The organism is Candidatus Nitrosocosmicus sp. FF01, from assembly GCF_047711275.1.
Classification (GTDB): domain Archaea; phylum Thermoproteota; class Nitrososphaeria; order Nitrososphaerales; family Nitrososphaeraceae; genus Nitrosocosmicus.
This window is the reverse complement of sequence record NZ_JBLNIG010000002.1, coordinates 63,289-86,119: the sequence shown is the minus strand read 5'-3', so window position 1 is coordinate 86,119 and position 22,831 is coordinate 63,289. Positions and strand designations below refer to the sequence as shown.

Annotated in this window: 20 protein-coding genes; 12 read left to right on the top strand and 8 right to left on the bottom strand. The window is 34.3% G+C overall.

Annotated features, from left to right (window positions below):
• Positions 1–6 precede the first annotated feature (6 nt).
• Positions 7–2,379, bottom strand: a complete 2,373-nt coding sequence (locus tag ACMT7R_RS05865) for a valine--tRNA ligase (protein WP_415310700.1) — start codon at positions 2,377–2,379, stop codon at positions 7–9.
• A gap of 228 nt (positions 2,380–2,607) precedes the next feature.
• Complete coding sequence (locus ACMT7R_RS05860) at positions 2,608–3,390, bottom strand: 6-pyruvoyl trahydropterin synthase family protein (RefSeq protein ID WP_415310699.1); 783 nt, start codon at positions 3,388–3,390, stop codon at positions 2,608–2,610.
• Positions 3,391–3,461: 71 nt separating this feature from the next.
• On the opposite strand from ACMT7R_RS05860, the gene ACMT7R_RS05855 reads away from it, so the two are divergent.
• Both ACMT7R_RS05855 and ACMT7R_RS05850 read left to right on the top strand, forming a co-directional pair.
• The gene (locus ACMT7R_RS05855; RefSeq protein ID WP_415310698.1) at positions 3,462–4,238 is read left to right on the top strand and encodes an asparagine synthase C-terminal domain-containing protein; all 777 of its coding nucleotides are present in this window, start codon (positions 3,462–3,464) and stop codon (positions 4,236–4,238) included.
• A 134-nt stretch (positions 4,239–4,372) separates the two neighbouring features.
• Positions 4,373–4,765, top strand: a complete 393-nt coding sequence (locus tag ACMT7R_RS05850) for a hypothetical protein (RefSeq protein ID WP_415310697.1) — start codon at positions 4,373–4,375, stop codon at positions 4,763–4,765.
• Between the two features lie 294 nt (positions 4,766–5,059).
• On the opposite strand, the gene ACMT7R_RS05845 is transcribed toward ACMT7R_RS05850, so the two are convergent.
• A complete protein-coding gene (locus ACMT7R_RS05845; RefSeq protein WP_415310696.1) occupies positions 5,060–6,199 on the bottom strand; it encodes a hypothetical protein in 1,140 nt (379 codons plus the stop codon).
• A 426-nt stretch (positions 6,200–6,625) separates the two neighbouring features.
• On the opposite strand from ACMT7R_RS05845, the gene ACMT7R_RS05840 reads away from it, so the two are divergent.
• Complete coding sequence (locus tag ACMT7R_RS05840; RefSeq protein ID WP_415310695.1) at positions 6,626–7,159, top strand: cation diffusion facilitator family transporter; 534 nt, start codon at positions 6,626–6,628, stop codon at positions 7,157–7,159.
• Entirely contained in the window at positions 7,137–7,625 is a 489-nt protein-coding gene (locus ACMT7R_RS05835) for a cation diffusion facilitator family transporter (RefSeq protein WP_415310694.1), read from the top strand. The genes ACMT7R_RS05840 and ACMT7R_RS05835 overlap by 23 nt, the downstream gene beginning before the upstream one ends.
• 96 nt (positions 7,626–7,721) lie before the next feature.
• Here ACMT7R_RS05835 and ACMT7R_RS05830 read toward each other — a convergent pair whose 3' ends face one another.
• On the bottom strand, positions 7,722–9,455 hold the full coding sequence (locus ACMT7R_RS05830; RefSeq protein WP_415310693.1) for a hypothetical protein: 1,734 nt from the start codon (positions 9,453–9,455) through the stop codon (positions 7,722–7,724).
• 433 nt (positions 9,456–9,888) lie between these two features.
• Here ACMT7R_RS05830 and ACMT7R_RS05825 point away from each other — a divergent pair, with 433 nt between their 5' ends.
• On the top strand, positions 9,889–11,070 hold the full coding sequence (locus ACMT7R_RS05825) for a multicopper oxidase domain-containing protein (RefSeq protein ID WP_415310692.1): 1,182 nt from the start codon (positions 9,889–9,891) through the stop codon (positions 11,068–11,070).
• A gap of 79 nt (positions 11,071–11,149) precedes the next feature.
• Here ACMT7R_RS05825 and ACMT7R_RS05820 read toward each other — a convergent pair whose 3' ends face one another.
• The 3 genes from ACMT7R_RS05820 to ACMT7R_RS05810 all read right to left on the bottom strand — a co-directional run bounded on the left by ACMT7R_RS05820 (position 11,150) and on the right by ACMT7R_RS05810 (position 12,629).
• Positions 11,150–11,458 (bottom strand): hypothetical protein, encoded by a 309-nt coding sequence (locus ACMT7R_RS05820; RefSeq protein ID WP_415310691.1) that lies wholly within the window; start codon positions 11,456–11,458, stop codon positions 11,150–11,152.
• 135 nt (positions 11,459–11,593) lie between these two features.
• A complete protein-coding gene (locus tag ACMT7R_RS05815; RefSeq protein ID WP_415310690.1) occupies positions 11,594–12,094 on the bottom strand; it encodes a zinc-binding dehydrogenase in 501 nt (166 codons plus the stop codon).
• Entirely contained in the window at positions 11,976–12,629 is a 654-nt protein-coding gene (locus tag ACMT7R_RS05810; RefSeq protein ID WP_415310689.1) for an alcohol dehydrogenase catalytic domain-containing protein, read from the bottom strand. The genes ACMT7R_RS05815 and ACMT7R_RS05810 overlap by 119 nt, the downstream gene beginning before the upstream one ends.
• Positions 12,630–12,752: 123 nt before the next feature.
• On the opposite strand from ACMT7R_RS05810, the gene ACMT7R_RS05805 reads away from it, so the two are divergent.
• From ACMT7R_RS05805 to ACMT7R_RS05780, 6 genes are all read left to right on the top strand, one after another.
• Positions 12,753–13,052 carry a hypothetical protein gene (locus ACMT7R_RS05805; protein WP_415310688.1) on the top strand — a complete coding sequence of 100 codons (300 nt, stop codon included), beginning with the start codon at positions 12,753–12,755 and terminating at the stop codon, positions 13,050–13,052.
• Between the two features lie 299 nt (positions 13,053–13,351).
• The gene (locus ACMT7R_RS05800; protein WP_415310687.1) at positions 13,352–14,581 is read left to right on the top strand and encodes an ammonium transporter; all 1,230 of its coding nucleotides are present in this window, start codon (positions 13,352–13,354) and stop codon (positions 14,579–14,581) included.
• Positions 14,582–14,708: 127 nt separating this feature from the next.
• Entirely contained in the window at positions 14,709–15,170 is a 462-nt protein-coding gene (locus ACMT7R_RS05795) for a hypothetical protein (RefSeq protein WP_415310686.1), read from the top strand.
• Positions 15,171–15,432: 262 nt separating this feature from the next.
• Positions 15,433–18,225: an FTR1 family protein gene (locus ACMT7R_RS05790; protein ID WP_415310685.1), complete on the top strand. Its 2,793-nt coding sequence runs from the start codon at positions 15,433–15,435 to the stop codon at positions 18,223–18,225.
• A gap of 98 nt (positions 18,226–18,323) precedes the next feature.
• Positions 18,324–19,007: a DedA family protein gene (locus ACMT7R_RS05785; protein WP_415310684.1), complete on the top strand. Its 684-nt coding sequence runs from the start codon at positions 18,324–18,326 to the stop codon at positions 19,005–19,007.
• A 100-nt stretch (positions 19,008–19,107) separates the two neighbouring features.
• Complete coding sequence (locus ACMT7R_RS05780; protein WP_415310683.1) at positions 19,108–20,220, top strand: hypothetical protein; 1,113 nt, start codon at positions 19,108–19,110, stop codon at positions 20,218–20,220.
• A 68-nt stretch (positions 20,221–20,288) separates the two neighbouring features.
• Here the strand turns inward: ACMT7R_RS05780 and ACMT7R_RS05775 are convergent, their stop codons facing one another.
• Positions 20,289–20,927, bottom strand: a complete 639-nt coding sequence (locus ACMT7R_RS05775) for a cyclase family protein (protein WP_415310682.1) — start codon at positions 20,925–20,927, stop codon at positions 20,289–20,291.
• 189 nt (positions 20,928–21,116) lie between these two features.
• Between ACMT7R_RS05775 and ACMT7R_RS05770 the strand changes: the two genes are divergently transcribed.
• Entirely contained in the window at positions 21,117–22,781 is a 1,665-nt protein-coding gene (locus ACMT7R_RS05770) for a PQQ-dependent sugar dehydrogenase (RefSeq protein ID WP_415310681.1), read from the top strand.
• Positions 22,782–22,831 lie beyond the last annotated feature (50 nt).

The window sequence follows — 22,831 nt, the reverse complement described above, 5'->3', positions numbered from 1 at the left end:
AAATTTTTATTCTAGAATTATATTATGCATTACAATCAAATCGTCTTTAAATAATTCCAATTCAACAGGTATTTTTGTTTTGATGGGATCTTTGAGGGAAAGGGGTTTATTTGTAATTTCGGACAGAGTTTCTTTTTTCTTATTCCAAATGTCTGAATTGAATTTGACTATCGACTGCGTTGATGATCCAAAAGACTCGTATTCTTTCTCTACAATTGGAATCTTTTTCTGACTTGAAATTACCTCTTTATTGCCATAAATTTTCGACCAAAGTTCATAGGTTATAAATGGAGAAATTGGTTCTAATAGGAGCAATATTGTTTTAAAGCATTTATGAATCGTATACAATGCAGATTTTCTATCGTCAATAGATTCGGTGTTGTATGCCCTGCCCTTGATCATTTCTATATAATGAGCAGCAAACATATTCCATGTGAAATCCCTTAAAACATTTGCAGGTATGAAAAAATTTAGATCTTCATAACCTTGAAGACATTTCTCTGTAGCTTTTGACAGCTCGGCGAGTATCCACTTATCAGTTGGATTTAGCTCTTGAGGTTTACTACTTTCTTCAATGACTTCAAAATTAGAAATGAATCTTCCGATATTCCACAATTTTGATAAGAACTTTTGGGCACCTTGTATTTTCAATTCTGAACATCTAAAATCATATCCTAGGTTAGTTTCACTTGCAGACCAAAATCTGAATACATCGGCGCCGTACTTGTTGATAAGGGGAAGAGGATCAATAACATTTCCCTTACTTTTACTCATTTTTTCGCCTTTTTCATCAACTCCGTATCCCATTATCCAAGCACTATACCACGGGATTTGGTCCGTTAGATACAGGCATCTTAGGATAGTGTAATAAAGCCAAGTTCTTACAATGTCTTTGCCTTGGGGTCTAATACTTGCAGGATAAGCTTTTTCGAAAAATTTTTTATCCTTGTCAAATCTTGAGATAAAGAGGGGAGTTATGCTAGAGTCCATCCATGTGTCGAAAATCCTCTTTTCACCCTCAAACTTGTTATTATTACACTTGTTGCACTTTTCAAATGGGGGGTCTTCCTCCCAGGGTTTATAATATCTTCCTGGCTGAGGCAAATTTGGATTATTGCATTCAGTACAATACCAAATCGGGATCTCAGTTCCATAAAACCTCCTTCTTGATATAGGCCAATCAATAGCAACCGAGTTTATCCAGTTTACAAGGATTTGTCTATGCATTTCAGGGTAAAATTTGATGGCTTTGGATCTTTCTAGCAACTCCGTTTTAATATCAACTTGTTTTAAATAATAATCCTCAAGCGGAATTATTTCAATCTGAGTTCTGCTTCTTTCACAAAGAGGTGTTCTATGTGTGATGCTTTCTATCTTTTCCACTAATCCTTGATTTGTCAGTTTATCTATTATCCTGTCTCTTGCTTCTTTTATCTTGAGATTGGCGAACTCTCCTGCAAATTCAGTGGTTCTTCCATTCATATCAATGGATCGGATTTCAGGCAGCCCTAACTCCCTAAATAGTTGAACATCGTTTAGATCGCCGTAACTACATATCATAACTGCTCCTGACCCGAAATCCTTGTCAGCGGAGTGGTGAGGTATTACTTTTACTTCCCTGTCAAACAATGGAATTTTCAAAAATTTTCCATGAATTTCCTTGTATCGCTCATCTTCTGGATTCACAGTTATAGCTTGACAGGAAAAGAGCAGCTCTGGTCTAGTAGTTGCGATAACAATTCTATCGTTACTATTTTTCAGATAAAATGCTATGTAAACTAATCTTGTTTCAATATTTGAATAAATAATTTCTGCATCAGCTATCGTTGTACCGCAGTCAATACAATAATTATTAGGTCTATTGCCAAGGTATACAAAACCTTTATTCCACATTTCAATAAAGGTTGCTTGTGTAAAAGCCCTGAATTCAGACGAATCAGTTTGATATTTTTGATTAAAGTTTGCACTTAGGCCAAGACTAGCCAAGATTTCTATAAATTCACTTTCAGTTTCATCCAACGTAAGTTTGCAAAGTCTTAAGAATTCTTTTCTTTCGGTATTTCTCATCCTTATTTTGTATTTTTTCTCTGTATGAATTTCTACAGGAATTCCATTACGATCTACCCCAATAGGAAAGACTACTTTCAATCCCTTTAAACGGGCAAACCTCGCAATCATGTCAATTTGTGAGTAGTGAGCAGCAGCACCGATATGCCATGGTCTTCCGGAGGGATAAGGTGGGGGAGTATCTATAACAAAATATTTTTCATTGCTTTGATCAATTGTATCATAATCGTAAATATTACTAATTTTCCAATCCTGTAGAATTTTTTTTTCAATTTCTGACGACCAGGTCTTTTCTGTAATCTTTGAACTCAAAGCTTAATTTGTAATATTCTTTAATTAATTAGTTATTAATCTTCCTCGACTATGCAAACTTCTCTTCTATAGTCGCTATAAGAATAAAGGCCTCAATCGAGTGTCCTATCTGCACCCTATTTCGAAATACTGGTTTTGGGACTAAATTACAAAAACAAATTTGCTGCAAAAAAGTTTCCAAATGAGCACTGTTTTTTTTAAATTAGGTTGGTTATTCATGGTCTATTTTTATATATATGAAAGTATATGTGCCCCCTTGTTGACCCCTTCATATATATATACACCCAAAGCCTGAACATTGGGTGGCATTTTGCTTGATAGCATTGCTATTATTTCGGTAGATAGATTTTCTACGGTGGCCTCTCCATCCAAAAGATATGTAGTATATTTAGGCACTTTTAAATCAAAATAACCTTTTGGACCATCAAATTCTATAAAAAAATGATCTCCATCTTCTTTCTTTAAATATTTCTTGTTGATAAAGAATTTGTGATCTATCTGATACAAGGCTTCCTTTATGATTTTCTTTGCTTCTGAAAAGTCAATTACTAGATTGTTTTTCATTTCTCCTATGATTTCAACCATAATTGTTGAAGTATGACCATGTATTATCGAGCATTTTTCTACCAAGGGGAGAATATGTGCGTAGTCAAATGCCAATGACGGGTCTTCAATAAAAATCGAGCCAATTTGTTCACTCTGCTTGTCAAACATAAACATACTATCCATCTCATTAATTTTTCCCAAATAGGATGACTTTCCAACGGCAATCAGATCTAATAGTGGAAACTTTTCCTTAATTATTCTGAACTCATTCATGTCGGAGTCGTCCTCTATTATTTTAATATATTTATCACCAATTTTAAAATCAATATTTAAATCAGAATCATTGAATCTATTGTTATATTCATATTCTATTTTAAGAAAATCCAATAACTTTGATATCGAATATCCAGTTCTATTTTCAATGAGGTCCTTCTTTTGACCTATAAACTTTAGATCTTTATCCAAATCTATTAATTATTATCTTCTCTCTATTATAATTATTACAAATATATTTTGAAGGTATCAAATCATAAAAAATGCTGATATCTGAGGAATTGGCTCTCCGGTTATATTCTACCGTTGAAACTTTCATAAAAAATAACGATCAAGTTGTCATTGCATTTTCAGGAGGGGTTGATAGTTCCATATTGGCAAAAATTTGCAAAGATCTAGGCAAACAAGTTTATCTAGTTACAATAGGTTTTCCAAATTCTCATGATCTTCTTTTCTCAAAGTCCATATCCAACCTCCTTGGTTTGCGATCAGGTCACATGACTTTCGAAATTACTCCGAATGATATGCTAAACAATATTAGATATGTGAAAACCAAGATGTCTTGTAACAATCTTTCACACATTGAAAATTGTTTTGCCTTTTACCTCGTAAGTAGAGTCGTCAGAGATAACGAATTAAGTGACTTTTTTCTTACTGCCAATGGATTCGATGAGCTTTTTTGTGGATATGATAGATATAGATCTTTTTATCATGAGGGTGAGGTAGCTATAAACAATTACATGGAAGAAAAATTGGCCAACGAGACTCATATGATGAAAGAAATCTCTGAAGTAATCAGGGAATTGGGAATCCGTTCTTATCAACCTTTCCTGTCAGAATCGTTTGTCAAATATTCAAAAAATATATCCCTAGATTACAAAATAAGGAGTTCAGATGATCTATTACGGAAGCATATCTTAAGAGATATAGCTTTGAAAATAGGCGTTCCTAAGGAATCTGCTTCACATCCTAAAAAGGCTATTCAGTATGGCTCAAATATTCACAAATTTATGGTTAAGAATAAGAGTATTTTATCCTAGTTTTTACCTCATTTTGTTTATCTATGCTTTCATCATGTCTGTGTGTGTAGCTTGATTGTCTCGTGATGATCGGCAATAACATATGAGTCACTCTGAGTGACTCATTTTAAATAGCGTTCTTACCCATAGTTAACATGGGCGTATATAGTTGCAATCAATGCAATAAGAACTTCAAGAGAAAATGGAATGCATTACGTCACAATAAGAAAATACATCACGAATTGGCAATAATTTTTAACAAAACCAATGGATTCGTGTATCAAAATAGTAAGGAGTCGAATAATGTCACAAATTTTGATCCTTTATATGAACAGGAAGTTGAAGAACAAAATATTGTTGATATTTTTGGAAAGTTAATGCATCCATTTGCAGAATTAGAAAAGGAATTGGATGGGAGTTTGGAGAGCAATAAAGTAAACTATCTTTCTACCCTTGTCGTTGGAGCATTAGCTAGTTCTGATCCCGTGAAAACACTTCAAGATGCTTTACAATTTCAACCGGTCAATAAAAGGGAAAAGTTAGAATAGTTTCCTATGTAGCCAACGGCATGAATATTTCTAATATTCAGGCAGAGCAGTATCTTAATCAAATAATAAAAAGTAGTAAATATTTTAAGAATTATTCCAAATTAAACAATACTAGATTTTGATTCTTCAGCTAGTTGGAGACTATTTAAGAGGAAATATTTTCAAGATGAATGATTTACTTGCTATAAATAAAAGAAATGGTTGAACACTTTCACTATACCTAACTATAACTTTGATTTTAGGTCGGTCTTAGTTGATCTGGACAAATTAGAATTAAACCGAAAAGCATTCAAATTACAGGTTTCTGTTACCTGAAATTTCCCTACTGTACAGATATCTTCTCTTTTCGGTTCGTATTAAATAAATTATTCCGATTACCAATATTATTTCTAGAGATTTATCGATAATACCTGCCAAATCAACATCTTCTGGATGAGCATTGGGCGAAAGTGGAGGTGGAAAAGTAACTGAATAAATGTATAAACCTATTAACACCAAAGAACCTGCCAAACCTATCGAATTTAATATCTTTGATTTTTTGTAGTATTCTTTTGATATGAATTTCTTGTCCGTTTTCTTAATGGAAAGTCTATCATCGGAGAAGATCAAAAAGATGTACGAAATTCCATAAAAGAGTTGCCCTCCAGCTGCAGATAATAAGAATATGCTATATTCAAGCCTCAATGTTGCGTGACCTGAATATACTGCAAGATGAACTATAGCTGCACCAACTGCTAAAAATAGAACTGAATATTTGATAAACTCATCATTTGAAATGGGGTTTGTTTTGCTTTTTCTTCTGCTTAAAAACATCCATGCTAATACAGATCCAACTATCAAAATTACTCCTAAAATTGAGCCGTAAATTACAGTAATGAAGATAAATCCAAATGATTCTCCTATGGAAATATTGAATACAGCTCTTTCACAATTGCAGTTTGAACTATCCCCCAAAAGAGCTCGTGGAGGGGGAACAGTATTTAGTATTTCTTCAGAATTAGCTTCATTATTTAAAAGACTCAACACAATTTGATAATTTCCAATTTTGGGAAAGATAAAAGGGATTTGAAAATCTCCAATTTCTACTATGGTCCAAGGAAAAGCTGCTATGCGTTCATTCGTAAGTGTAGAATAAATTTCTACCATGACTACTTTATTACTAACATCTCTACCTTGTTTATCTTGGATACTGAATTGGATATATGATGTATCATTGGGTTTTGGATACTCAGGTTCCATTTGTTGAAAGATCGAAAATTCATTACCTATACCTATTTGACCATTATTATAGTGTGCAGAATGGCTAAAATGACCATACACTGAAATATCGATTGAAGAGTTAAGAAAAAAGAATGAAAAAAATAAAGTGATTGCTATGATAATAATTAAGGGGGTTGTAAAAGATTTAAAAGGAATACTTCTACAATTAATCAATATTATCTAATGTTTGAGAACCAGTTATAAAAAACTGTCTTTATTACATTCTCACTGCTAAAACTGTAACAACAGATCAAGAATCAAATCATATAATGGTATTTGTCTTGTTGACCATTGTATTTGTACCATTTATCACAGTTTGAAGTTGGGATTGATTCATAGCTCGTGATTATGCTAGGATATATAAGTTTCATATTATTATCTTGGAGTGAGAATATTAAGTAAATAATGATACATAATATTCTTTTCTTGGATAGGTAACATTCATTCATTCATTCATTCATTAATAGATAGATTTCCAATTCTAATCGCATTTAGTCTCTTTTAGTCGATTAGAATCATTGGCTTGAATTAAAAATAGATTTAAACGATGAGCAAGAGAGCAAGTTTATAATATCATATGTACGTTAGTTTTTAAATAAATTGCATAATACTGCAATAGAAATCGTCAAAAATAATATAAAAATAAGGAAATTGAAGATTGTCCTCATTTTATTGGCCACTTATATGGTAGTCGAAATTCTTGCTGGTTTTTACACTGGCAGTTTAGCTCTTATTGCAGATGCTGGGCATATGTTAACTGATACTTTTGGAATATGTATAGCATTGATAGCTGCAATTTATAGTAGAAAAGAAGCCACACCAATTCACACATACGGTTTCTTTAGAACAGAAATTCTTGCCTCTTTCATAAATAGCATAGTATTATCCCTTTTGTCCATAATCATAATTTACGAAGCGTATAGACGGATTTTTGAACCTACAGAAATTCAGAGCTTTCCAATGATACTTGTGGCGATAGTAGGTTTAATTGTAAATCTTGTAGGGATGTACATTTTGCGTGGAGAACATTTCCACGGTCATCATGAAAATGGCCCTAATCATAACAAGGCTAGCGATCCCTTATTCAAAGACGATACTACAAAGGGATTCCTTGGTCGTCGACAAAAAAGATGATGCTGATACAGAGGATTTGAATATTCAAGGTGCCAAATTGGAACTATTAAGCGATATCATTGGTTCAGTGGGTGTAATATTAGGAGGAATTCTAATTGCTATAACCAATGTAGTAATAATCGATCCCATATTGAGTATTGGACTTTCTTTGTTCATATTACCTCGAGTTTTTATTTTATTAAGAAAATCTGTGCATATATTGATGGAAGGTGTGCCCTCAACCGTATCATATGAACAAATACAACAGGCTCTATTACAGGTAAAAGGAGTAACTGGGGTATTTGATTTACACATATGGAGCATAACTTCAGGGTTACATGCATTGTCGGCTCATATTGTCGTAATAGATACAAGCAATTCATACCGAATTTTAGACGAAATCAATTCATTATTAGAAAAAAAATTCAGAATCAATCATTCTACTATTCAAATAGAGCGATTTCATCCTACGGACAGTAGTGAATAAATAATATTGTTGGTCGCTTCAGATATCCAAGCTTTTCCCATCAAAAATTGTTATTACTGTATAGTGGTATTAGTATCACAGTATGCAGTAACCCCTTTATCTGATCTCCAGATCTACTATTTTTGATACAGTGATGTCTTTATCATGTTTTGCACTAATCGTTAAAGTATAGTTTCCTGGAATCGCTTCTTTAGTTGGTTGGATCGCTAGTGTTACCTTTGACTCTGGTGGGGATGAGGAAGATGGTCCATTCCCAGTTGATGGCTTTTCTCCGAAATGTACAGTGTCTTGACTAAAACTAGCTGTAATATTGGTCAATTTGCCATCCCTAGAGAGAGAAGACGTCGCATCCATCGTTATATTCATAGGGCTATTGATCTGACTTGTGGTATTACTACTACTAGGTAAAGTCGAATTGATAATCTTGCTAGAAATGTAAATATCTAACATGTCACTTTTATTGTTTTTACCATCTATGACTAGCTTGTCTTTTGAAACCTCTAATGATATTGGTATCTGATCAAACCGATCTTTTGTTATCACACCCAGTTTATTCTCAGTCCATTCTGTAAACCAGATTGATCCATTATTATCAAACGTAAATCTGAGAGGATTTGAAGAATTTACCCACAATGGGTTTTGAGATGGAATATAATATTCAACCAGGGTTTTTTCCTTAGGATCATACGATGCTATGGCGTTTCCATAGTGTTCATTAAACCACAATTTTCCATCTCTATAAACGTTATAGTACGGCAAAGTAGTCAAATTACCAGAAGCAGAAGGATTGGAAGTAGCGTATTGTCTTATTTCGCCAGTATCCGGATTTAATGAGAAGAATAGATTTGCAATATGGCTATTAGCCCAAAGAAGTCCATTTTCATCTTCAGCAATACTGAATGGAACATTATGAGTATAGGTGACATCGTGAATGGTTAGCGCTTCAGCTGTTACATCATATCCAATGATATGTCCGCCCACAGGAAAACTAGCAGTTGAAAACCATAATGTCTCATTTACGTTGGTTGGAGAAGTGGAATTGACATCGATATTGCCAAATCCAAAACCATTAGATATTGGACCCATGGTTTGAAAGTCTATTTGTCTTGACATATCTAATTCTGAGATGCCTTCTGTGGTGTTTGTTATTACCTTGGAAGGTTCGATAAAACCCAGCCTATTGCCAAAAAATTGTGTAAACCATACGTTACCATCAGAATCAAATGCAATAGATTGAGGATATCCACCTTCCGATAATAATCTATAATTTTCAAATTTTCCTTCCTTGACAAAATACTTCCAAATGGAATTACTAAGTTCATCTGTAAACCACAAATTACCGTTTTTATCAAATTTCATATTCCATATCATAGAACCCATAATTCTGGTCTGTTCCAACCAGTTTGGTATTTTGATGATATTATCAAATTCTAAGGTCTTTGAATTAAAGACCAATAAACTTCCTAACTTTCCAGAAGCTACCCATACGTTGTTGTCCTTATCTACTGCTAATCCTACGGGCTGGCTACACTGAACTGGAATAGCAAACTCATTAACGTATTGGTTTGAGTTTATTTTGTCTGTTCCACAAAATCTCATTTTATCTTCTTCCGACATAGTTGCATTGGATGAATCGTGACGCATTTCATCCATGTGTTCTGAATGAGCCATGCTTGATGTCGCTGTCGTCGCAAATGCAATTAACGGAGCCGTAAGAGTAAGCGAAGTGTCATTCGTAGAAAAATTACTTACTCCGAGTGTGAGCAATATAGAAATAACAAAAATTCCTAAGATATTGAATCTGGTTATAATCATTATATTTATATTCATTACCCAACACGGTTAATATTTATTCTTGTACATCCTCGAATGATGAAATAATTTCATTTATTAGACCTTAATTTATGCATTTATCGCTTGTTTTTTAAATACTATAGTTAGTCTATCAACAAAAAAGGTGCTACTTTTTCTAATACATCAATATGGTGTGCTTAGTATTCTAATTAATTCAAATTTGAATAACAAACGATATAATTATTTACCAAGTATTCATGGTATAAAGTCATGATATATTTCCTTTTGGAAGTTTTGTAAAAGATTTACAATGTTTGTAATTGAAATTAAATATTATTCATTAATTAAAATTATTAATCAAATTTTAGAAAATGGAACTATTTTCTATAAAATTCTTATGTCCAAAAGGTTTAAAAATATCTTCTAGTCTAATTTAGCACAATGAAGAGGTACATTAGCAATTTTTGCTTTGTCCGCTGTTCTGATGTCTGGATTAATTTTACTTCCTGGCATAAACATGAAATCATTTGCAATATCAAATGAGCAAGGTCAATTAACACTAGCCAATATGAATTTCAAATTAGGTGGTGCATTCCAACAAATCTCTACTGAAGAGGCTGAGGAAAGTGAAGCCCCAGTAAAGAATGTAACATTTGTAGCAGTTGAGAAGAATCTCACATTGCCAAGTGGTCAAGAGATAGCCGCATTAACATGGAATGGTACTATTCCAGGTCCAACAATTCGTGTGACCCAAGGTGATGTTTTAAATGTCAATATAATTAACCATCCAAATAATACATTGATTCACAGTTTGGATCATCATGCATCAATTATAAGTGCAGTGCCTAACTTTGGTCCAATCAATGTAAGTGATTCAAAACAGTATACCTTTGTTGCAACTCAACCAGGATTCTTCAAATACCACTGTGAAGGAAATGCAGTATTGACAATGGACCAACACGTTTTCCAAGGAATGGTTGGTGGTGTAATCGTTGATCCACAAGTAGGTTATACCGGATATGAAGGTGTAGGCGTAGAAAATGGTACAAACGCATTAACTACAACTGATGTCGAAGCAGATGCAAAAGAAGTTACATTCCAATTCTCAGAATACTATCTTGACCCATCTGGTCAATACGATGCAGCAGCAATGTTTGCCCATGCACCGACAGCCGCATGGATAAATGGTATTCCATTTGGATATGACCCAGTAATCACAAAGACACCTAATGCCACAACTTTGTTCTTCAAACAAGGTGACCATGTAAGATTCTTCATAATAAACCATGGTGATTTACCAACAAACTTCCACATAGTAGGTGAATTATTAGACAGAGTCACAGACGGTAGCATTGTAAGTGGAATTGGTAAACAAACATACACAATTGGCGGATCAACTGATGCAATTATTGACGTCGTATTTGACCAACCAGGTGTCTATGCATTCGTAAACCATGACTACTCACAATTGTTCAAAGGTCAAGCAGGCTTAATCGTAGTTGATGGCCCAGATAATGGTACAAGCAACTTGTTAGGTTTGACTGATGATGCAAATCCATCCAATGCAATCCCACCAACTGGTGCAAACAGCATCCCAGTGAATGTAAAACCATACATGCTAGGTACACCCTTAGCATGGAATGGCCAATAAACCATTTTTTTTAAAATCTTTAATTTATTATATCAAAAAAAATAAAAGTAAAAAATAATTTTCTATCAGTTCAAATTCCTTATCTTAATAACTCGAGCAGGATTCTCTCAATGTTATTAAGTTTTAGCAATGAATCTACATCGCCTCTATCTGCCAGGGCTTGATATATTTCGAAAATATTAGCTAATGCTTCTTTTATTTTGGCATTTTTCTGAGTATCTACTGCTTTCGGAGTAGCGGTTGTTGGTGATGTTGCTGTATTGTTGGGGTTGGTGGGGGTTTCTAAAATATCTATTTGTGCATGCACGAGCTGACTGATTGGATACATTGAATTACCTGCTATGAAAACAGCTATCAATACAATAGATATTTTGCCTAGATTATTCATATGTTATCAATATTTTTTCTTATTATAAAAGTAATACCTTGGTTAGTAATTTAAAATGTATAGTTATGAATTATCTTGTGCTATGGCATTGTATTATGACATTATATATTCTTAGTAAAAATTCATGACCATGAATTATCCTTGATTTTCTATAATAACTCGTCCATCTCTATTTTTGTCAAAAATACTCTCTATTGCTTTCTTTGAGTTTTCCAATGAAAATCGTTTCCAAATTTTAGTTCGTAAATTCTCTGTTTTTACCATGTTTATCAACTTGTCTAATGCACTTACCGAACCGCCTGTTGTACCTTTTATGGTAATCTGATTGTTATACAACAATCTACCGTCTGTTATCAGGTTGCCACCAGTAAGTACTCCAAATGTAACTATAGTGCCCAATTTTCCTATAACGTTTATCCCCTGACTCCAAGTTAATTCGCCAAGAGAATTTATGACAACATCAACCATATTACCGTTGGTAACATATGCTATTTTTTCATTTAATGCCGAACTATTTTCAAAGACATAATCTGCGCCAAACTCCGTTACCCATGGTTTTGAAGAAATGGAAATTGTTTTTGCACCTATTATTTTGCCAATTTGTGCAGCAAAAAAGGCCGGTATTGCCAGAACCACCAAATATCAACAAATATTCATCAGCTTTTAATCCCGATTCCTCGATAGCATTGAGGGCAGTAAGTCCTGCAACGGGTAACGCCGATGCAACCTCCCAGTCTATTTGATCAGGTATTTTTAGAACATTTTGAATTGGAACTTTCAAATATTCTGCATATCCTCCGTTTGTTACTAGTCCTATCATCCCGCCATCGACACAAAGCATCTCCTTATTGTTTCTGCAGTATCTACATGTTCCATCGAATAGCCTATTGTAGATAATAACACGATCACCTTCAACAAGATTAGTTTTTGAATTTGGGCCTTTTTTCTTTACTATCCCTGCTATTTCAGTACCCGGAATGTGAGGAAATGGTGATATCTTCATTTTGGGACCATTTATACCGTGTATACCAGTAATAGTGTAATAGTCGATTGGATTTACACTCATGCATCTTGTTTCAATCAAAACCTCATTTTCTCTTAAATCTGTTAATTGGTAATCAGAAAATGTGAGATTTTCTATACCTGGTTTTGAATAGAAAAGAGCTTTCATACTATATGTCAGTAATAATTTATTATATATAATTTGTTTTCATCCTATCGTAAAGATATTAGTAAAAATTGTTTTGATGATTTATTCAAAATTTAAAAATATATTTATCGGCTTTTGGTTGCTATGAACCAGTATTTCGTAATTGCATTGATATTAGTTGTTGGATTTTCGATGTTCTATGCTCCTAACGGTTATTCTTTAGATAAGAAGAACAATAATAGCTACACATACTATGAAAAAAATTGCAATAATGACGAATGTGTAGTGACTACATGCAGCGTTGATAAATCTTGTTCAACCACCGGTGTAAACAATTCTACGGTCAACAATACCAAAGAACAAGTGACTGATAGCGGAAATTTTGATTCAAGAACTTCGGAATTTATGAATTTCTGGAAAAATTTCATGAATTTTGAGGAATAGTTCGATGATCAATTCGAGTTTATTTTTTTTCTTACGCCGTAATTATAAACATAGTGTTTTCGCTTGAGGCATCTAAGACAGTTTATATTCTTTTGAACGCACCAGATTATCCATTTTACTCAATTACACAAATAAACTTAAAAGCACCTTTTATTCCAATAATTTATTTTACAATTCATTAAAACTGTTAATCAAAAAATCAAAACTTTATGATAATTTTATTAATCCTATTGTTTTAATTAAAATTTTTAAGCTAAAAAGGAAAAACTTTATAATCTACTGTAAACCTTTTGTGACCGTTGGCAATAGATACTGGTGATACCACGTGGATGTTAGTCGCCACTGGATTAGTATTTTTGATGACTCCTGCTCTTGGTTTTTTTGAGTCGGGATTGATCAGATTAAAAAATTCTTTATCTGTTATTATGCAAACAATGACTGGGATGATGCTCCTATCTACCCTATGGTTCATAGTGGGCTATACTCTGGTATTTGGACCCGATGTTAGCGGTGTTATAGGAGATCTTTCTAATTTCTTTTATAACAACGTTCCATTTAGTGAGGGTGTAGCATTAGCGCCTACGATACCTGGAATTACATTTGCTACCTATCAGATGATGTTTGCAGTTATTACGCCACTGCTTGTTACAGGCGCATTTGCAGAACGTGTTAAGTGGAGTGGCTTTGTCTTGTTTGTGATCCTCTGGAGCTTGATAATTTATTATCCACTTGCTCACTGGATTTGGGGCGGAGGTTGGCTAGCTCAATTAGGTGTTTGGGATTTCGCGGGAGGTATAGTTATACATGTTAGTGCGGGTATGGCATCTTTGGCGTCTGCATTGGTATTAGGTAGACGAAAAGGATATGGACCAGAGATCATGGTTCCTCATAATCTACCGCTTGCGGCAATAGGTGCCACACTTTTGTGGTTAGGATGGTTTGGATTCAACGCAGGTAGTGCTTTAGCATCCGGACAATTGGCTGCAACTGCCTTCTTGAATACTCAAATTGGAGCTGCAGTCTGTGCGCTTGTATGGGTAATTATAAGCTGGGCCAGGACAGGAAAGCCTACTGTTAGTGCAGTAATTAACGGTGGAATTTCTGGACTGGCAGGTATCACTCCTGCAGCCGGCTTTATTACCGGACAGTCTGCCTTCTTCTTGGGCATTGTGCTGGGATTAGCATCTTATTATGGTATTGTCTTGATCAAAGAAAGATTAAAGATAGACGATGCGCTGGATGTAAGCTCGGTTCACGGCATTACAGGTATGACAGGAGCATTGTGGATAGGATTGTTTGCTACTTCGGCTGTAAATTCTATCGGTCCAGATGGTTTATTCTATGGTAATCCTATGCAATTAGCTATTCAGGCGTTTGGTATAGGTGTGGCTGCACTCTTGGCTTTTGTGGGCACGGTTGTGATATTGAAGATTATTCAATATACCGTTGGCCTTAGAGTTTCAGAGGAAGAGGAAGACCTGGGTCTGGATATATCGTATCATCAGGAGGTGGCGTATGAAAACAGATAGCCTTTTTCAAACGTAATATATTTATTATTTTATTTTTCGATTCTTATTTCAATCTAAATTTTTTTATTAAAATGTATAACTAAATCTTAACATATTGTTTTTATAGTATTTATTTGATTTTAATTTGATGCTTACTACACTAAAAAATCATAAAAGTATTGTGATGCTTTCTGCAACGCTATTTGCTACCACTGTGCTGCTTTTTGGAGCCTATTCATCAAATGGCATAAACGCACAATCATTGGAAAAAATCACAATAAATTTTAATACACTTACCTTTGGACCGACTACTTCCAATCCATTACACCAGGTTTACTCGCTTGTAGACTACCAGCTTAAGGACCTCTCTTTATTAAATACTGGAATCAATGGTGAGATGAAAGTATTTGCACCTAATGGAACGCTTATAAAAACTTCTTCTTACACGAATGGATTTACAATAAGTGATGAATCAGGAACCGTTCAGTTTAGGACTGCCATTCCTGATCAATCATTAACAGATGTTCAGGTCAATGTGACTTTTACCGATCTAAATAGAACCGAACCGATATCTAATACAATATCCTCTGGTGTCGCACTGACTCCTTAATTAATATCTCTTTTTTATAGACTACTTTTAGAATATAGGAAATATCCAATATATATTGCAGTTTAAAACAATTTTATTCATATATCTGTTCTATTATTGTAAAAGATTTAATTAAATTCAATTAGATTTGACAAATTTATCTAAGAATGTTTAAATTGTGTTCGCTATAAAATTAGGAGAGCCTAATGTCATTCTTATTTCATAATTATTTTAAAGATCAAATGCATTTCATCTTGAACCCTTGGCTGAGGGGAAAATAATCATGGTAAGATTGCTAGCATTATTTATTGTATTTGCATTAGTATTGAACATTTCTTTCTCATGCATCAATAATGTTTCAGCACAAAATTCGACTTCCAGTGAATCATCATCGATTTCCAATGAAAATCTATTACTTTTGAACCTTAATTTAAACAGAATTGAAACTCAATTAAATATTCTCTTAGACAAAGTAAATGGCAACAACAATTCTTTTTTGTTTGAACATGCTTATATTCCACATTCTGTAGTTTATCCATCGATTAAACCAGTCGCAATTATGTTAGACAGTAATTTAGCTAGTAGTTTAGAGGCCAATTTAACTGATATTGGAATTAACTCAAGAACTTCGCCTGATTCACCTATTTTGCATTCAGAAATCATAAACTCGATAAATCTTGTTAATGATTTCTACTCTAAATTAAAGGATGCACTTCCAGCCCAAGATTTTTCCATTCTCGAAGCTCAGACAATGTCATACTTACTTAGAGACGCCTACAATTCATATGGCATTTATCTAAACACCTCAAAACTAACCGATCCAGAAGCCGCAAATTTTGCCACTATGGATTACGAGAATACATTAGGATTACTAAATCAATCAAGTGAGATTTTCGAGATCATAAAATTAAATATGACTGATACAAAATCCAAAGAAGTTGAATACTTTGTTTCAAGTTTAAATACGTTGGTCGAATCTGAAAGTGAAGATACAGCAGAATTTATGAGATTAGTTTCCGCAATAGAAAATGATCTAAATGAATCAAATAACATTCGTTTACAGAGTTTCCCTGGTGCAGTCGATCCTGCTCTCCAATCTTATTATGACAACATAGATACCTTACTAAATAATGCACTTTCCTCCCTTCAAAATGGCGATTATGTTGCTGCAGACAAGAATGTATCTTCTGCATATTTGGATAATTTTGAATATCTAGAGGCCCCGATCGAGGAGGTAAATTCCACTCTTATGTTGCAAATTGAAACAAATATGAGAGAAAATCTGCGTGACATGATCCAAAATCAAACTTCGTTACCCGTAATCGAGGCCTATATTACCGACATAAAGGCAGATCTTGAGGTTTCCAAACAATTATTGAGCTCAAGTTCTTCTGGAGTCGATCCTGCTCTCCAATCTTATTATGACAACATAGATACCTTACTAAATAATGCACTTTCCTCCCTTCAAAATGGCGATTATGTTGCTGCAGACAAGAATGTATCTTCTGCATATTTGGATAATTTTGAATATCTAGAGGCCCCGATCGAGGAGGTAAATTCCACTCTTATGTTGCAAATTGAAACAAATATGAGAGAAAATCTGCGTGACATGATCCAAAATCAAACTTCGTTACCCGTAATCGAGGCCTATATTACCGACATAAAGGCAGATCTTGAGGTTTCCAAACAATTATTGAGCTCAAGTAGTAACCCCTCAGGAGCAAACCCTGGAAATCTAACACTACCTTCAGCCTTTGTTTCAAATACCGCTAATATTGACTCCCTTAAACAGGGATTTGGTGTTTATACTGGTGAAAGGCGGGTTATGGGAAATGCTACAGAAGACTTCAAGAACCAGGTTCGCGATGACATAGACACTATAAGAATCAAACTGGATCAAGTCATTACCGTTTACAATCAAAATGATACATCCGATGCCTTGGCCACTGCAAGGTCAGCCTATTTAGATAGCTATGAAAATATAGAGATACCTCTGAGGCCAATTGATCCTGATTTTACTCTTGAAATGGAGATAAAATTTGCAGAGTTACGTAATCTTATCTCCTCGAACGCACCGTCTGATCAGGTTGTAAGTAAGGTATATGAACTTAAAACCGGGCTAGACGAATCCGAAAGGTTTGTTTCAGGCATAGGCGTTGTTGCACCAGTCATTGCTTTCTCCTCTTCATTTTCCATAATTTTTAGAGAGGGTCTTGAATCTGCATTAATTATTGGAGCGATACTGACATATTTGGAAGCTTCACGAAATGAAAAGTTCAAAAAACATGTTTACGCTGGAATTGTCCTGGCCATAGGTCTGACTGTTGTTACATGGCTGATAGCCGAATTCTTGATCGAAATTTCCGGTGCACAAAGAGAACTTATTGAAGCTATTGCAGGGATTTCAGCTGTGGCCGTATTGTTCTGGGTAAGCTTCTGGGTACTTAACAAGATTGAGACCAAAAAGTGGATTGAATTTGTTAAGGCAAAAGTATGGCAGGCAACAGCTACGGGCAGCTTCATGGTTTTCATTCTGCTTGCTTTCTTCACAGTATACAGAGAAGGATTTGAAACCGTCCTGTTCTATCAGGCGCTATTTTCTTTTGCGAAGTATATGGAACTGTATGTGTTAGCAGGAATGGTATTAGGATTGGCAATAATTATTGCAGTTGTCTTTATAATTCGAAAACTAGGCAAGAAACTACCTTTAAGAGTACTATTTGGATTAACTATGGGGGTTGGGGCATTTATGTCCATCACATTTTTGGGTAATGCATTGAGGGAATTCCAGGAGCTTGGATGGCTTTCAACTACACACCTTTTTGGAATAATTCCTAGATTGGACATAAACATAGCGACGATGACCGGTATTCATCCAACGCTTGAGACTGTTGTTGGACAATTGATATTGCTTGCCATTTATGTAGTCGGGTCATTGTATATCCTGTTTATCCAACCTAGACGTCAACAAAAAATAGCCTCTATGAGAAAATCAGTAGCCAATAAAGAAAAGGGAGAAGCCACTGCTGGTAACAAAGGAACCCCTCCTACACCCGATAAGAAGAAAAAAACCTAGAGAGGCGATCTAGTGATATCTAATAATTTCCTATTTTTACTATAAATTTCATAAAATTAAGAAAGTAGTTATATTTGTTAATTCAATAATTTCTTTGTTTGATTGATATACAAGACCTTTTTTCTTTTTATAGTAGTTCAGGTTATGTTGGTATCTTTCTAATCAGTTTTATCGGTAGTATTATTCCGTTCATACCAGTACCGTATTTTCCCATTTTAGTCACTTCTGCCCTTAACAAAGAATTGGATCCCAATCTAATAGTCTTGATGAGTACAATAGGAGCAGTTTTGGCCAAGACGATTATTTTTATTGCAAGTTATTATGGTCGCAACATTTTAAGCAAAAAGACAAAGACTAGGATGTTGCCTCTTCAAAAATTATTGGGCAAATATGGAGGCATCGGAGTGTTTGTAGCTGCTTTGACTCCTATTCCTGACGATTTGGTCTACATTCCTCTTGGAATAGCCAAGTATAGCCCAACTAGATTTGCATTGTTTACATTTATCGGCAAGTTCTTTTTAGGAGAAATTATTGTTTGGGGCACAGTTTTTCTGGGTAGACCCATAATGGATAGATTTCTGGTCGTAACAGATTCTAACAATGAATATTCTACTATATTGGTTACGGTGATGTCAGTAGTCTTGCTAGCCCTTGTCTTGTATTTTACCTTCAAATTTGATTGGGCAAAAATAATTGGAAAATGGTTTCCTTGGGCCATAGATAATTCTGATACTGAATCAGATTCTGATAATAATAATAATAACAACGATAAAAAAAGATAGCATTCACGTTTTATTATGTGATATTTTGTTAGAATATTTTACAATTAGATTATTTTCTAATGTTTAATAACAAAAAAATACCATTATAGGACGTCCAAGAATGACTGGTAATTCAAATATTGATTTCAATATTTTATTTAAAAAGAGCTTTAGAGAGCTTGGGATTAATTGGGTCGATGACCTTGCAAAGAATGATGATTATTTTATTATGATAATGAATGATTTTCGAAATTTGTTTCCTGATGTTAAGGTTGTAGATCCGTACATGATCTTGTTAAAAACGATAACAATCTTGATTCAAAATGAAAAATTTGTCTTGAAAAAAAACGATGCATATGATTTCTTTATAATGTCATACAAATTCCTTGTGGATCATCTGATCAAAAAACAGACCAATTCGATTCCCTTTACAATTTCCACATATGATAATATTGTTCTCGAAATTTGTGATGACCTGCTACGTAATTATGACAATTTTCCTAATAATGTAAAAATTCAATTTCCAAACCTTCTTGTTGATATAATGTCTATCATATTTTTTAAGACCGACCTAGAGGGTAAAAAAATATCTCTTTTTCAGTTAAAGAGTTATTATGATTCTAAAAAATCGTTGCTGATGTCTCAAAAGTACTCTTATCCCAGTCGTGATCTGAATTCTCTTTTGAATTTGTCAAAAAGCCCGTCATTGGAGCAGGTACACCAAGATCCAAATAAAATCGAGGATTCTTCATCATTAAAAACAAACTACTCTGTTTCAAAGGAAAATAGCCGTCAATTTACTACCCCTGACCATAACGAAGATAAGATATATCCTATAGGTGAAATAGCGTATAAGATAGCACAGATCATCCATAGAGATCCATCACAGGTTAAGAATTCTTTGTCTACATTGCCAAAAAAAGAACTGCAAAAACTATATGACATATGCAATAATTATAACAAAATACTAAGGTATGGCAAATTAACTGAATTAAAGGATTTCAAATCAGAGATTGAATCTGAACTCGGACGTTCTTTATCCGACAAACAAATTAGGCATTCTCAAATCTCGATTAAAAAGGTCCAGTTTTATATTGAAAATATATTAGATGGTAAATTTGAACCCCACCTAACACATGGTATTAACCATGTAAAACATAATTTCGAATATGGCTATCGCTTGGTCGGATTAATCAGCAATACAAAGTCAAAGAATAAGAAAATCGAGTCTTAGATTTTACGTTTTCATGCTCACTAGATTCATTATTTTATGTGTTTTATGGTAGCGCCATGATATTATGATCAGTCTTGTATAGCAATCGCTCTGATGGGTGATCCAGAACAATTCTTGAGTTTAAGGGGCAGCGCTATCAAGGTGAATCTCTTGTTTAGTAATTTATCAAGATTCATAAGATTTTCTAAAATGAGGATATTGTTTTCACTAAATATCCTATGGGAACCAAAATCTTCATCTGTGGCTGGATCAATATTTGGGCTGTCTATTCCTACGAGATTTATTTTGATTTCTGCTAAATATTTAGCTGCGGCTTTAGAAAGGCCGGGACTATTGGTAAAATACTTATTCATGTTTTTATATTTTGACCAATTGGTGTTAATTAATATGGAATCGTTTTCCATGATTTCGCAATTTCTGAGGTCGCTAATTTCAATTTCTTCATTATCCTTCTTTTCTATTTTAAGAACTTTTGTCTTCTCTCGAACTATTAATCTCTCGAGAGAAATCTTATCAATAGCACTACCACTACTGTTAAAGTGATATGGGGCATCGATATGTGTTCCTACATGGGTACTGCAAAAAATTGCCTCAGAAGCAAATTTATGCGATTCAAAGTTTGACCACTGTAATAAACTAACCTTTGGAGAGCCTGGAAAGACTTGGATATGCTCATCAATTTCCTGTGTTAAATCAATTATCTGCAATTATTTTCAAGAGGTCTTTTACATTCACCATATATATTTAGCATTATTCATATTTCGAGAATTTTGGATTTTCTCACAATTAATTTCAATTGAACAAAGGGGATCAAGTCTTAAATTCTTTATTTTACCCATTATTATTAAAAACAATAATACGTAACCTTTTAATTAATTCAGGTTTTATTTTTTCCGTTGAAAAGTCTTGATCATGATATTAATCTATTGATTTTTATGTTTGCTCTTACACTGGTATTATCTTTTTCATCTGATTCTTACTCTGACCATTATTCTTATGGGGCGTATTCTAAGGCACTGCCTTCGCCATCTGGGCCCACTATTAATGATGAGGGCTTAACTGTAGAAAAAGTAGTCTCTGGATTAACCTTTCCAACAAGTATGACATTTGTAGGAGAAAGTGACATTTTAGTTACTGAAAAAAATACTGGTCAAGTTATGCGAGTACTTGATGGACAAATACAAGATAGTCCTTTAATTGATTTATCCGTAGCGACCAAAATAGAGCGGGGATTGTTAGGGATAGCTGCTTCAAAGCATCCTGATGGAAAAACATTCGTTTTTCTTTCTTATACTGAATCTGGAAATGAACAGGACGGTAGTGATGTTAAAGGAAATGTTGATCCCTTGGGAAACAGATTGTATAGATATGATTATGTGAATGGACAACTAGTCAACCCAGTTCTTTTGTTGGATCTGACTGCTATCCCTAATAACATCAATAGAACGGATCACAATGGAGGTAAACTTTTGATCGGACCGGATAACAATGTATATATGATAATTGGAGAAGTTGGGGGGCACCGAACACAAGCACAAAATGTAGAGAATGGTCCTGCACCGAACGGATTAGGTGGTGTCCTTAGAATTACTCAAGACGGTCAGGTAGTAGATGGTGAGCCAATCTTCGGAAACGAACTTCCATTGGGTATATACTATGCTATGGGTATTAGGAACAGTTTTGGTATGGATTTTGATCCTTTGACAGGGAATTTATGGGACACCGAAAATGGACCTACATCTGGAGATGAAATAAATTTGGTTTTTCCTGGTTTCAATAGTGGATGGTCTTTAATACAGGGTTTTTCTGATGATGATCTGTTGGGTAACGGCGCATCACCCTCCGATCTAGTAATTTTCGGAAGTGGAAAATATGCAGAACCTAAATTTGCATGGCATATCCCTATAGGTCCAACAGCTTTAAAGTTTCTAAATTCGGATAAATTGGGAAAAGAATATGAGAATAACTTGTTTGTAGGCGATATTAACAATGGAAATCTATATAGATTCACATTAAATCAAGCACGCGATGACATAGTAATAAATAATACATATGCCGGTGATACAACTCCTCTTATAGATAAGAGGGTAGACAATACTGTTGAAAGCATACCTATAATTTTTGGACAGGGCTTTGGCGGAATCACCGACATTCAAATTGGCCCAGATGGTTATATGTATGTATTAAGCTTTACAGGAGATTTATACAAAATACTTCCTACATCTCAGAGCACCGTACCAAAAACTAATTCTTTATCACAATCCAGCGTCGTGCCTGAAGATTCTGTATTGGTAACGATAAACGGTATCAGCGGAGATAATTCATATTCTCCCAATCCGATTACCATTCAATCTGGTGATACCATAACATGGTATAATGCAGATACAGTATCACACACCGCCACTTCTGGGTCTGACACTGATCCAGATGAAGGTCAATTGTTTGATTCTGATGCAATCCTTTCAAAACAAGCGTATTCATTGAAATTCGACGACGAAGGAATCTACGACTACTATTGTGTTTATCATCCATCAATGGTGGGAGAAATTATTGTAGAATAGAAACCAATAAAATTCATACACATTATTAGATTTTAAACCTTACATATCCT